Genomic DNA, 12,592 nt, shown 5'->3' with positions numbered 1-12,592 from the left:
TGAGAGAAAGTCCGGAGTGGCTAAGACTTTTTCCTAGTTAGTCGATGGTTTGTTGCAAATTTGTGGGCAGGTTAACAATTACCCGCGTGCCGCAATGCGTTTCCAGCGTCAGCTCGCCGCCCAGCGCGCTGACCCGCTCGCGCATCCCCTGAATGCCGAGGCCGGGCGCCTTGTCCGCGCGGATGCCGACGCCGTTGTCCCGCACCTCGAGGTGCAAAAGCGCGCCCTGTTGATACAAGACGATGGCGACCTCGCTGGCTTCGGCGTGTTTGCACACGTTGTTGAGCAGCTCTTGCAGCAGGCGGTAGAGGGTGAAACGCACCGTTTCGCCGGCGGGCGTGTCTATGAGTCGGTAGTCGAAACGGCAGCGGATGCCCCGTTCGGCAAAGGCGAATTCGCTCAGCAGGTGGTGAAGCGCCTCTTTGAACGCCAGCTCGTCCAGCGCGGGCGGGCGAAGCTGGCGCAGCAGCTGGCGCGTGGAGTGATGAATGCGCCGGGCGAGCTCGCTTATCTGGTGCGCGGCGGCCTGGGTTTGCGCCGGATCGCGCGCCCGTTTGACCAGCTGCGACTGGATTTGAATCGCGGTGATGTTCTGGCCGATTTCATCGTGCAGCTCGCGCGCCAGATTTTTCCGCGTGTCTTCTTCGGTGTGGATCAGTTTTTCTGTCAGCGCCCGCCGCGCAGCCAGCTCTTCTTCCAGGCGACGCTGATAGTGGTGCAGGTTTTGCGCCAGGTGCTGCTGGCGGCTGATGGCGATGCCCAGGCCGATGCCGAGCAGCGCCTGCGTCGCCAGAAAGATTTCCAGCTCGACCAGATTGCCGAACCCCACGCCGACCTGCCGGGCGAGGGTGATCATCATGCTGCCGAGCAGGCCGGACAGCACGCCGCCCTGCCAGCCGAACTTCCACGCCATCACCACGTTCGGCAGAAACACCACGATCAGCAGCAGGCGTTCGATTTCCGGCGACAGCACCATCTGCGTGCCGATGCCGATAACGAAAAACAGGCTGCACCAGATGATTAAGGACGCGCGCAGCGGCGGGTTGGGGGTGTCCAGCCCCAGCAGGTGGTAACGGTGCTGCTGGCGCAGAAATTCAAAGATCAGGTAGACGAACGGGGTCAGCAAGACGCCGCCGGTAAACGACGCCAGGCCAAGCAGCATCGCCGGGCTTGGCACAAACGGCGAAAGCAGGGCGGTGTTGAGCAGCGAGGCGGCGGTCACCGCAGCCAGCAGCAGCGTCAGCCGCTGCCAGTAGAGCGGAAAACGGCGCCAGAGTCGTTGCGCGACCGCGGCCGGAAGCAGGGTGATAAACGGCGCGGCCAGCAGGCCGTAGCCGCTCAGCAGGCGTTCGCCGTACAGCCAGAACAGCAACAGCACCGGCGGAATTATCAGGGCGGGCCAATAGCGGCGCGCCAGCAGGATCAGCAGCGCGAGATAGACGCCGTGCGGCAGAAACAGCGCCGCCTGGTTGCCGTTGTGGGTCAGATAGAAGCCGAGCGTCCACAGCATCAGCCAGCCGCTGCCCCAGGCCAACAGGATAAACAGTGAGATAACCCAGGGCCGGAGTTTGGGCGACATCAATGCCCCGCCAGCAGCTGATGGTCGAGGGCGAAATGCACCAGCTCGATGGTGCTGTTGCACTGCAGCTTGCCCAGGACGTTGGCGCGATGCACGTGCACCGTTTTATGGCTGAGCGCGAGCTTGAAAGCGATCTCCTTTACGCTGTCGCCTTTGACCAGCAGATCGAAGATTTCACGCTCGCGCGGGGTCAGCACTTCCAGCGCCGTGGCCGGCTGCTCGCCGCCGCGCAGCGCCCGCAGCGCGTCGGCGCACAGGTAATGGCCGCCCATATCGACGGAACGCACCGCCTGCACCAGCTCTTCCGGCCCGCAGCGTTTGGTCAGATAGCCGCTGGCGCCGGCGTCCAACGCGCTTTGCACGAAGGAGGGGGAGTCATAGATGCTGAGGATGAGCGCGCGGAACTGCGGCTTCTGCGCCCGCAGGCGCTTCAACAGGCTGAGGCCGTTTTCATCCGGCATGGCGATGTCCATCAACGCGACGCTGACGTCGTCGCGCAGCAATGCCGGCCAGGCCGCCGCCGCGCTGCTGTATTGCCCCACCACGTCGAGATCGTCCTCGAGGCTGAGCAATTGCGCAAAGCCGGAGCGCACCACCACATGGTCATCCACCAGTATCACACGGATCATTTTTCGCACTCTGTTGCCGAATCATGGCCCTATGATGCCTGCCGCCGCGGTGCTGGCAATCAGCCAAGCGCGGTTATGCAATCGGTGTAACAGAATCGTAATAAAAGGGCGCCGCCTGCGCCGTCAACGATCCAAATCGATGGCAAAATGCTGCCACAGCGCGGCGCGCCGCTCCTCTTCCGAATGCAGCGTCGTTTCGTGGCGCTGATGATCTTCGGTCACGATCAGCTTCATGTCGCTGAGGGTCACCCGGCCGTGGTTCGTCGGCCGTGAACACACCAGCCGCTGGGTGAAGTGCGACTGCGGCGAGTTGCTGTGGAAGCGGCACATCTCGTCGAACTCATGCAGTTCGCACGGCTGAACGGTAAAGCGATACAGGGTTTTGGCATGCGAACGTTGGTCGCCGTTGCGGCGCTCCAGCAGGTAATACTCGCCTTCCCGCTCCAGGTGGAAGGTGCCGCTGGCCTGCGGTTGCGGCTCGGCGGCGACGATCTTCAGCGGGGTCAGGAAGGAATCGCCGAAACCGACGTCCACCAGCCAGGCCTGGCCCGTCAGATCCACCCGCAGCGCCAGATGGTCGTAGGGCGGGCCGAAATGGCCGTCGCGCGCGCGGATCTCGCCGGAGATGAAGCTCACCTTGAAACCGATCTCCCGCAGCAGCAGAGCGAACAGCGCGTTCAGCTCATAACAGAAACCGCCGCGGTTGCGCTCGACCACCTTGCTGAACAGCGCCTCCGGCGCCAGCTGAATACCCTGATGATAAATAATGCTCAGGTTCTCGAACGGGACGCTCAGCATGTGGCGATGGTGCAGCTGTTGCAACGTGGGGAGGTCAGGGCGGGCGGCGCCGGTAAAGCCGATATGCTGCAGGTAGCGTTGGGTATCCACAGGGAGTCTCGCATGAGAAAAAGTAGGCATAAAATAGCGGGCTTTGCGGCTTTTGTGAGCGCATTACGTGCTGCGCTGTCGCTGCTGCCGCAAACTGTCACTGGTCGGCGTTAGCCTGTTCCCCTGAGTTCAATCTGGCAGGAGAACGGCTATGCAAGATTTCAAACATCGGGTGGCGCTGGTGACCGGCGCTTCCACCGGCATCGGCGAAGCGATCGCCGCCGAACTGTTTCGGCGCGGCGCCACGGTGGTGATGACCGGCCGCCACGCTGCGCCTCTCGCCGCCGCCGCCGCGCGGCTCGATCCCGAGGGCCGACGGGTGATGACGTTGCGGATGGACGTGCGTGAGGCGCCGTCGGTGCAGCAGGGTATTGAAGAGACGGTGCGGCGCTGCGGCGCGCTGCATCTGTTGGTCAACAACGCCGGGATCACCGGCCCGCATGAGGTGGACATCGATCGGTACGCGGTCGAAGATTGGCATGAGGTGATCGCCACCTGCCTGAGCGGCACGTTTTTCGGCATGAAGTACGGCCTGCCGGCGATCGTCGCCGGCGGCGGCGGGGCGGTGGTGAACCTCTCTTCCGCCAACGGCGTGGTGGGCATTGCCGGGATCGCGCCTTATACCGCCGCCAAGCATGGCGTGTTGGGCCTGACGCGCTCGGCGGCGCTGGAGTTCGCCACGCGCGGCGTGCGCATCAACGCCGTCGGGCCGGGCTATGTGGAGACGCCGGCGATGGGGACGCTGCCGGCGTCGGCGCGGGCGCAGATGGCCGCTTCGCACCCGATGGGGAGAATGGCGACGCGGGAAGAGGTGGCGAAAACGGTGGCTTTCCTGCTCTCGGACGACAGCAGTTTCACCACCGGCGCGTTTTACAGCATCGACGGCGGTTATACCACGCGTTAATGGAAGACAGGCCCCTGACGGGGCCCGTTCGGTTACCAGGATTTACGCGGGTTGCGGGAGACGATGTCGATCTTTTGACACAACAGTTGGGTGATATCCACCGAGGTGGGCTGAGCGGCGCTGCCGGTAAAGTTTTTCAGCACGATGGCGATGCGGGCGTAATTGACATAGCCCTCAGGCAGCGGCAAATATTCCGACGAGTTAAGCGCAGTGATGCGATCCGAGGTCATCGTTGCCGAAGCGGCCGGCGTTACCGTGCCGGTGCGCCCCCACTGGCAAGCTTTTTCCAGTAGGGTAGTGACGCCGGCATCGCCGTTCAGGACATACTTGCCTTGGTAAGTGCCGATGGTGACATCAAGGCTGTTCTGGCCTTTCAGGTTTGCCAGCGTGGCGCGCCACAGCACCAGATCGTTTTTCTCGATTGGGAAGTAGATCTCGACGCGTTTGTCCGTCGTTGTCGCCGTTTTGGTGGTGGCGGTCAGCACGCCGTTTTGTAGCGTCACCGCCAGATCGGCGGTCTCCGTTTGCGAGAGGCGTGCGCCGCCGAAGGCGTAGACGTTATTCAATGCCAGCGCGCCGCTCTCTTTCCAGCTCGGCTCCGGCAGATGGTTGACGCCATCGCCCAGATAGAGCAGGCGCCACATGTTGATGTAGCCGGGCGCGACGATCTTTTTCATCTCGATATGGTTGTTGGACCAGCCTTTTTTAATGTCGGCGTTCACCAGATCGAAACCGTCGATATAACATTTTCCGCTTAGCTCGCTGGACTTATCGAAGAAGAAATACTCGACGTATTGGTAGGGCACACTGCTGCCGGCATCGGTGTTGTTGGTCATCACGCTGTGCCATTGGCTGTCTTTGATTTTTACCGTACCGCCGTTGTTGCTGGTAAAGACCGGCCGGTAGTTGCGGCAGTTGGCGTTACCCCATTCGAAGTGGCAATTTTTAAAGTCCAGCGTGCCGCCCTTAAGGTCGAACAAACCATAGTCGGTATTGGCCAACTGTTCGGTTTCATTGTTAAAGCCGCTGTAGTCGAACGAACAATCGCGGAAGGCCAGGTTATGCACTCCCTGATAATAGTTTCGGCTGTCGCCGAACAGGCATTTGTAGAAGACGATTTTTTCGCCGGCGTTGGCGGTAGTTTCAGACCAGATCGGCCAGAAGCAGCCCCGCACCATGATGCTGTGCCAGCTCTGGATATAGGCGTTATTGCCGAAGACGATGCCTTTATACAGGTTGGTCAGCCAGACGTTTTGCACCAGCAGTTGGCAGGCCGGCAGGCCGTGCATGTTTGAGGCATCGCTGTAGACACACAGGCCGCGCAGATTGGCCGCCGCGCCAGGGGCACCCACGATGCGCAGGTTATAAATCGCCGGCGCTCCCAGCGAATATTGCACGCGTACGCACTCGATGTTGGCGGCGCCGCTGAAGTCCAGAATGGTGCCCTTAAAATCGACGGCGTTTTTCCACAGCTTCAGGTTGGCGGTGGTTTTACAAGGGCGAACGCCGCCGGGGCCAACCAGGGTAATCCCCGCAGGGGTCGTAGGGATAGGCAATTGCCACCACTCTTCGCCTTTGACCTGCAAGAAGTTGCACGCGCGGGTAATGGTCAGCGAGTAATCCAGTTCATCGCCCGGCAGGTGCCACCAATCGATGCTGTAATCGCCGTCATTGATGATGCGCTTCCAGCGGCGGTTTTGCGCGTCGACGAGCAGGGTGACGCCGTTGTCCTGGCTGGTGGTATCTGCATCGTCTCGGGTAAATACGCCGTGGTGGTAGCGGTTTTCGAGCATCACCGCGGTTTCGCTACCGGCATAGCTGCGTAGGTTGGCGTAATCATTTAATGAAATCATGGAGTAACCCTCATTTTGAACAGTAAGAGGCCGATGCAATATGGCGATTGCAGGGGCGGCGGCATAGGGAAATGGCATTGTGGCCGAAGGGCGGATCGGTTCGCGATCCCGGTCGGCAGAGATAAATTAACAGGCTGAGGTGAGAGGCTTAAGCGTTCAGGGTTGTGTCTGACGCCAGCAAACATCGCCGTTGGGGTTCAGGCTTGGTCTGTAGATGCGAGGGTTTGCAACCAGGCCAGAAACGCCGCTGCGCCGGGTTTTTCCAGCGTGCGCGGCGGGTAAACCACGTAGTAGGGTTTGCTGAGCGGCAGCGCCGGTTCGGCCAGGGTGACCAACTGGCCTGCCGCCAGTTCACGGCCGATCAGCCGCCGCTGGCCGAGCAGCACCCCGCGCCCTTGCACGGCGGCGTCGATGGCCAGCGAGGTCAGGTTATAGGTCAGCCCGCGCCGCGCCGGCGGCATTCGATCGGCGGCGGTAAACCACTCGTGCCAGCCCGGCAGAAACTGGCTCTCTTTGCCCCAGTCGACGTGGATCAGCGGGAGCTGCGTCCAGTCGCCGCGATCGCGCAGCGCCGGGCTGCACACCGGCTGCACCCGATCCTGAAACAGCCGCACCTTTTCCAGCAGCGGATAATCCTGATCGCCGAAGCACAGGGCGAAGTCCGCCGCCGAATGGGCGAAATCGACCGCCGCATGGGTGGCGTGCAGCCGCAGATCGCCGTCGGGGCACTGCGCCAGCCAGTCGCCCAGCGCCGGGTTCAGCCACTTGGAGGCCAACGCCGGCAGGGCGAACACCGTCAGCGCCTGTTTGCCGCGCTGGCGCTCGACGTGTTGCTGCGCCACGCGCAGCGTTTCGAACGCCTCCTGCACGTAGGCCAGGTAGTCCGCGCCCTGTTCGGTCAGCGTGACGCCGCTTTTGGCGCGGATGAACAGCGTGATCCCCAGGTGTTGCTCCAGTTGGCGGATCTGTTGGCTGACGGCGGCGGCGGTCAACGCCAGCGTATCCGCCGCGCGGGCCAGGCTGCCGGTGCGGGCGGCGGTTTCGAACGCCAGAATGGCGCTCAGCTTGGGCAAGCGCGCGCGGGACGGTGAGTGCATGGGCAGGGCTATCGCTAAGAATTGGTTAGCTTATCCATAACGTATTTTTGTTATGGCGGCAATGCGGCATTCGCTACAGTGAGAGGCATCCGGCTATCGCACACGAGGGGAACGTCATGCCGCAACTTGCCGATATTATCGATCTGTCCGCCCATCCCATCGACGACGCCGCGTTCCGCGCCCGTTGCCGGCAAACGCTGGAGCGCAGCGGCGCGCTGGTGCTGCCGGGATTTCTGAGCGCCGCCGCGCTGGCGACGGTAAGGCTGGAAGGCGCCGAACAGCACCATGCGGCGTTTTACGCCACCAGCAAACACAACGTGTATCTACGGCCGCAGGACGACGCGCTGCCGGCCGATCACGCGCGCAACCGGCTGGTGGTGTCGTCCAAGGGCTGCATTACCGACGAAGATATTCCGCCGCAGTCGCCGCTGCGTGCGCTGTACGACGCCCCGGCGTTTCGCGCGTTCCTCTGCGCGGTGTTGGATGAGGCGCAGCTGTATCCCTACGCCGATCGGCTGTCGTCGATCAACCTGCATTACGCCCACACCGGCCAGGAGCTGGGCTGGCACTTCGACAACTCGTCGTTCGCCATCACGCTGCTGATCCAGAAACCGGCGGCGGGCGGCCGTTTCGAATACGTGGAGAACCTGCGCGACGCCGATCGCGGCGAGATGAACTATGCCGGGGTCACGCAGGTGCTGGACGGCGAGCGGGCGGTCAAACGGCTGGCGATGGAGGAGGGGGATTTGGTGCTGTTTCGCGGGCGCAACGCCATGCACCGGGTGACGCCGACCGAAGGCGACATCACGCGCATGCTGGTGGTGCTGGCCTACAATGCGCAGCCGGACGTGATGCTGTCGGAAAGCGCCAGAATGACGTTCTACGGCCGGTTATAGCGGATAAAAAAACCGCCCCGGAGGGCGGTTTGTCGATTCAGTGCGGGTTCTGCTCTTCGTGAGCCTGCTGTTCCCGCTTCACTTCCTGCGCGCGCTTGCGCAGGCCGAACCAGCCCAGCGTCAGCAGTACCGCCAGCACCGGAATGGTGGCGATGGTCCAGGTACCGTTCGGGTAGTCAAACGCCATCATCACCACCACGATCAGCAGGAACGCCAGCGTCAGCCAGGAGGTGAACGGCGCGCCCGGCATTTTGAACGATACCGGCTGCGCGCGGCCTTCACGCACGGCTTTGCGCAGGCGCATCTGGCAGACGATGATAAACGCCCATGAGGCGATGATGCCCAGCGAGGCGATGTTCAACACGATCTCGAATACCTGCGAAGGAACCAGGTAGTTGAGCACCACGCCGATCACGTAGATGCCGCAGGTGACCAGGATGCCGGCGTAAGGCACCTGCTGGCTGCTCATTTTGGCCATCAGCTTCGGCGCCGAGCCGCCCATCGCCAGCGAACGCAGGATGCGGCCGGTAGAGTAGAGGCCGGAGTTGAGGCTGGACAGCGCGGCGGTCAACACCACGATGTTCATGATGGTGCCGATGTAAGGCACGCCCAGCTTGCTGAAGAAGGTGACGAACGGGCTTTGGCCGGCCTGGTAGGCGTTCCACGGCAGCAGCAGCACCAACAGCACCACGGAGCCGACGTAGAACAGGCCGATACGCCAGATCACGCTGTTGATCGCTTTGGGCATCATTTTGGCCGGATCTTTACACTCGCCGGCGGCGGTGCCGATCAGCTCGATGCCGGCGAAGGCGAAGATCACCCCTTGCACCAGTACCAGCGCCGGCAGCAGGCCGTGCGGGAACATGCCACCGTTTTCGGTGATCAGGTGCATGCCGGTGGTGTGGCCGGCGACCGGGGTGCCGGTGCCGAGGAAGACCACGCCGACAATCAGGAACAGCGCGATGGCGACCACCTTGATCAGCGCGAACCAGAACTCCATCTCGGCGAACCACTTCACGCCGATCATGTTCATGGTGGCGACGATGCCGAGCGCGCCGAGGGCGAACAGCCACTGCGGCACGTCGGCGAAGGTGCCCCAGTAGTGCATGTACAGCGCCACCGCGGTGATGTCGACGATGCCGGTCATCGCCCAGTTTAGGAAGTACATCCAGCCGGCGACGTAAGAGGCTTTCTCACCGAGAAATTCGCGGGCGTAAGAAACGAAGCTGCCGCTGGAAGGGCGATGCAGCACCAGCTCGCCCAGCGCGCGCAGGATGAAGAAAGAGAAGATCCCGCACACCAGATAGACCAGCGCCAGCGCCGGCCCGGCCAGTTCGAGACGGCCGCCGGTACCGAGGAACAAGCCGGTGCCGATCGAACCGCCGATGGCGATCATTTGGATCTGCCGGTTGCCCATGCTTTTGTGATAACCGGATTCATGAGAGTCTAGCCAGCGTCTTCTGGCGGCGTGTTTATCGTCCGCCGACTTTTTTTGTGAGTGCATTATCCGTCCTGTTTACCTGTCTATGATGAACGCCGCCCTGAGCTGCAGGGCAAACGATTGCCATCAGCAATCGTAATGAGAATGAGGTCGTGGCATCATTCCGCTGTTTATTGTGTATACAGCCGCCGTTAAATAACGGCGTGGCATGCTACCGTTTCCCGATAAAGCTGGCAAAAAAACCTGCGTACAAAGCGTGAACAATTGTGTGTATTTTTTAAACTGAAAACAAAAGCGCATATTATTCAGTAAGATGAGTCTCATTATCAACACGGAAATATCGAACGATAAAAGTGATTGAAATCACAGAATAATAATTGCCGTGCAAATTAAAGGGATTTGGACGTTATTTTGCGTGAGGGGGAAGGCGGGCGGAAAATAAAGCGATGGCGCCTGCGCAGTAATTAGCGTGCGCAGGCGAATCGGACGCGGGGGCTTTTTAGGCGGATTCACCGGCCGGCAGAGCCGAAGCCGGCAGGCCGAACAGCTTGTCGAACGCCCAGTTAAACAGGAAGGTGTAGCAAGGAATGATGACGATCAGCGCCATATCCAGCAGCAGCGCCTGCCACAGCGTGATGCCCATCCACCAGGCGATCAGCGGGATCAGATACACCACCAGCGTCAGCTGAAAGCCGACGGCGTGCAAAATGCGGCGCTTGAGCGTGCGGGTGCGCGACAGCTGGCGGCTTTCCCACCACTCGAATAAATAGTTGTAAATGAAGTTCCAGCTGACCGCGATGGTGGTGATCACCACCGCCAGCGGCCCGGTGCTGCTCGGCGCATGGCCCGACAGCAGCGCCAGCCCCAGCGCCGAGATCGCCATGCCGATGATTTCATAAGCGGTGACATACACCAGTTTGCGTTTGACGCCTTGCATTGTTTTCTCCCGATCTGTTTTTAGTTGCCTCTGCGGCGACGGCGGCTAAGATAACGTCAATCACATTGATAGAAAAAGTCAGGAGCTGTCAGTTTAACTGACAGGTTAAACGATGAACTTTTCCAGCGACAATATCGAACTGTTTCTGGCGGTGCTCGATCGCGGTTCGTTTTCCGCTGCCGCTCGCGCGCTGCGGCGCGTACCGTCCGCTGTCAGCATGGGCATCGCCAACATGGAGGCGGAACTCGGTTTCGCCTTGTTCGATCGCTCGCACCGCGAACCGACGCCGACCGCGCTGGCGTTGGCCTTGGCGCCGCACGCCCGCCTGATCGCCGGGCAGCTCAAGCAGCTGCAGGTGCACGCTATCGAACTGTCTCAGGGGCTGGAGAGCCGGCTTTCGATCGGCGTGGCGTCTGACATTAACGGCGCCAGCCTGCTGGCGGCGGTGAAGACGCTGTCGCAGCGTTATCCGTTGCTCAACATCGAAGTGCTCAGCGCGCCGCAGGACGACGTGCTGCACATGCTGCACCAGGAGCGCATTGGCGTTTGCCTGGCGTTCGGCGGGCTGAACATCAACAGCGCGGAGCAGTTCCACTCCGTCGGCGCGGAATCGCTGGTGGCGATGGTCTCGCCGCAGCACCCGGCGCTGGACGGCGCGGCGGGCGAACTGTTTCTCGAGGATCTGGTCAACGTGCGGCAGATCATGGTGGCCAGCCGCGATCTGCCGATCGGCGATCTGCGCCCGCAGGTGGCGGAGGCCTACTGGTGCACCGACAGCCTGCCGATGGCGCTGAACATGGTGGAAGCGGGCCTGGGGTGGGGCAATTTCCCGCTGTCGCTGGCCGAGCCGCTGCTGGCGCAGGGGCGGCTGGTACGGCTGAAATTCAAAAACACCAAGAACGAGCTGCGCTTGCCGATGCATTTGATCTGGCTGAAGAATCGCCCGCTGGACAAGGCGGCGCGCGAGCTGGTCGAGCTGATGCGCGCGGCACCGCAGGAAGGCTGACGCCAGGCGCGCTGGCTTATTCCGCGTGGCGTTTGCGCCACCAGAAGCGCACCAGCAGGATGGCGGCGATCGCCAGCGCGACAAACAGCAGGCTGGAGAGTTTTTTGTCGAAGCCGGTAACGAAGCGTTCGATCGCCTGGCCGCCAAAATAGCCGAGCATGACGAAGATCGTCGCCCACAGAATGGCGCCGAGGATGTTGAGCGGCACAAAACGCGACGGCGGCAGGCGGCTGGCGCCGATCAGCACCGGGCCGATGATGCGGAAACCGTACATAAAGCGCACCCCGATAACGAACAGCATTGGGTGGCGGGCGATCAGCTTTCTGGCGCGCGCGATGCGCTTTTCCTGCCCCTTGAGCCGCGAGATGACCCGGCCTTCGAACCGGCGGCCGGCGAAGTACAGCAGCTGATCCCCCAGCGTACCGCCCAGCGCCACCACCGCGATCACCCACGGCCAGTGCAGCAAGCCTTCATGGGCGGCGATGCCGCCCAGCAGCGTGATGGTCTCCCCCTCAGCCAGGCAGCCGATAAACAACGCCCAGTAACCGTAGTCCGTAATGTAGTGGGCCAAATCGGTCATTCCTTACTCCTTATGTGACTGACGCATAAGGGCAAGTATACGCCCGATCGCTAGCCTTGGGCGATCTGGGCCACCAACGCTCTGCGCCGCGCCAGGCTTTCCGCCATCTGCGCCTGTACCCTGGCGTAAATGTGCGGCGGGGCCAGTTCCGGCGTGCCGCCCGTGAACGGCGGGGCCGGGGCGTATTCCAGATAGAGTTGGATCGTTTGGGCAGTGTCTTCGCCGTGCAGTTCGGCGATCAGCGCCAGCGCGAAATCGATGCCGGCGGTGACGCCGCCGCCGCTGATCACGTTGCCGTCGCGCTCTACGCGTGCAGCGCTGGGGATGGCGCCGAACAGCTTCAGGCTGTCGCGCATCGACCAGTGGCAGGCGGCGCGTTTGCCCGCCAGCAGGCCGGCCGCGGCCAGGATCAGCGAACCGGTGCACACCGAGGTCAGGTAGCGGGCATCGGCGCCCAGCCGCCGGATTTGCTGCATGAACGCTTTATCCTGCAGCGCCTGGGTACAGCCGCTGCCGCCCGGCACGCACAGCACGTCGCAGCGCGCGATCTCCGGCAGCGGGCGCAGCTGGGTGAAGTGCAAGCCTTCCGATTCGACATCCGCGCCGTCTACCGAAGCGACGATGATTTCCGCGCCCGGCATGTGGCGCAGAAACTGCAGCGGGCCGGTGAAGTCGAGCTGGGTGACGCCTTGATAGATGGGAAATACAATCACGAGTGGTTCAGACATGACATTCGCCTCATTTTTATCGTTGGACCTGGGCCATAATAGCCGCCCTGTTTT

Annotated in this window: 12 protein-coding genes; 3 read left to right on the top strand and 9 right to left on the bottom strand. The window is 62.0% G+C overall.

The window, feature by feature from the left end; translation table 11 throughout:
* Positions 1-37: 37 nt before the first annotated feature.
* From ACJ8HB_RS04735 to ACJ8HB_RS04725, 3 genes are all read right to left on the bottom strand, one after another.
* On the bottom strand, positions 38-1,579 hold the full coding sequence (locus ACJ8HB_RS04735; RefSeq protein ID WP_047568797.1) for an MASE1 domain-containing sensor histidine kinase: 1,542 nt from the start codon (positions 1,577-1,579) through the stop codon (positions 38-40).
* Complete coding sequence (locus tag ACJ8HB_RS04730; RefSeq protein ID WP_047568794.1) at positions 1,579-2,208, bottom strand: response regulator transcription factor; 630 nt, start codon at positions 2,206-2,208, stop codon at positions 1,579-1,581. Before ACJ8HB_RS04730 ends, ACJ8HB_RS04735 begins: the two co-directional genes overlap by 1 nt.
* A 123-nt stretch (positions 2,209-2,331) precedes the next feature.
* A complete protein-coding gene (locus tag ACJ8HB_RS04725) occupies positions 2,332-3,096 on the bottom strand; it encodes an arylamine N-acetyltransferase family protein (RefSeq protein WP_047568793.1) in 765 nt (254 codons plus the stop codon).
* A gap of 151 nt (positions 3,097-3,247) precedes the next feature.
* Here ACJ8HB_RS04725 and ACJ8HB_RS04720 point away from each other — a divergent pair, with 151 nt between their 5' ends.
* Complete coding sequence (locus tag ACJ8HB_RS04720; RefSeq protein WP_047568791.1) at positions 3,248-4,000, top strand: SDR family NAD(P)-dependent oxidoreductase; 753 nt, start codon at positions 3,248-3,250, stop codon at positions 3,998-4,000.
* Between the two features lie 32 nt (positions 4,001-4,032).
* Here ACJ8HB_RS04720 and ACJ8HB_RS04715 read toward each other — a convergent pair whose 3' ends face one another.
* Entirely contained in the window at positions 4,033-5,853 is a 1,821-nt protein-coding gene (locus ACJ8HB_RS04715; RefSeq protein ID WP_033653491.1) for a hypothetical protein, read from the bottom strand.
* 197 nt (positions 5,854-6,050) lie between these two features.
* Positions 6,051-6,950 carry a LysR substrate-binding domain-containing protein gene (locus tag ACJ8HB_RS04710; RefSeq protein WP_047568790.1) on the bottom strand — a complete coding sequence of 300 codons (900 nt, stop codon included), beginning with the start codon at positions 6,948-6,950 and terminating at the stop codon, positions 6,051-6,053.
* A gap of 116 nt (positions 6,951-7,066) precedes the next feature.
* Here ACJ8HB_RS04710 and ACJ8HB_RS04705 point away from each other — a divergent pair, with 116 nt between their 5' ends.
* The gene (locus tag ACJ8HB_RS04705) at positions 7,067-7,846 is read left to right on the top strand and encodes a HalD/BesD family halogenase (protein ID WP_047568788.1); all 780 of its coding nucleotides are present in this window, start codon (positions 7,067-7,069) and stop codon (positions 7,844-7,846) included.
* A gap of 37 nt (positions 7,847-7,883) precedes the next feature.
* On the opposite strand, the gene ansP is transcribed toward ACJ8HB_RS04705, so the two are convergent.
* Together ansP and ACJ8HB_RS04695 are read right to left on the bottom strand one after the other, a co-directional pair.
* Positions 7,884-9,350, bottom strand: a complete 1,467-nt coding sequence (gene ansP, locus ACJ8HB_RS04700; protein WP_033637529.1) for an L-asparagine permease — start codon at positions 9,348-9,350, stop codon at positions 7,884-7,886.
* Between the two features lie 436 nt (positions 9,351-9,786).
* Positions 9,787-10,224 (bottom strand): PACE efflux transporter, encoded by a 438-nt coding sequence (locus tag ACJ8HB_RS04695; RefSeq protein WP_033647078.1) that lies wholly within the window; start codon positions 10,222-10,224, stop codon positions 9,787-9,789.
* Between the two features lie 112 nt (positions 10,225-10,336).
* Between ACJ8HB_RS04695 and ACJ8HB_RS04690 the strand changes: the two genes are divergently transcribed.
* Positions 10,337-11,230 (top strand): LysR family transcriptional regulator, encoded by an 894-nt coding sequence (locus ACJ8HB_RS04690; RefSeq protein ID WP_047568785.1) that lies wholly within the window; start codon positions 10,337-10,339, stop codon positions 11,228-11,230.
* Positions 11,231-11,246: 16 nt separating this feature from the next.
* Here the strand turns inward: ACJ8HB_RS04690 and ACJ8HB_RS04685 are convergent, their stop codons facing one another.
* Positions 11,247-11,810: a DedA family protein gene (locus tag ACJ8HB_RS04685; protein ID WP_033647075.1), complete on the bottom strand. Its 564-nt coding sequence runs from the start codon at positions 11,808-11,810 to the stop codon at positions 11,247-11,249.
* A gap of 50 nt (positions 11,811-11,860) precedes the next feature.
* Positions 11,861-12,538, bottom strand: coding sequence for a DJ-1/PfpI family protein (locus ACJ8HB_RS04680; RefSeq protein WP_047568783.1), 678 nt, complete (start codon positions 12,536-12,538; stop codon positions 11,861-11,863).
* Between the last annotated feature and the right edge of the window lie 54 nt (positions 12,539-12,592).

Origin of the sequence: Serratia sp. CY27727 (assembly GCF_052169275.1) — a bacterium.
Taxonomy (GTDB): domain Bacteria; phylum Pseudomonadota; class Gammaproteobacteria; order Enterobacterales; family Enterobacteriaceae; genus Serratia; species Serratia sarumanii.
Note: the sequence above shows the minus strand (reverse complement) of the source record. Positions and strands in the feature narration are given on the sequence as shown.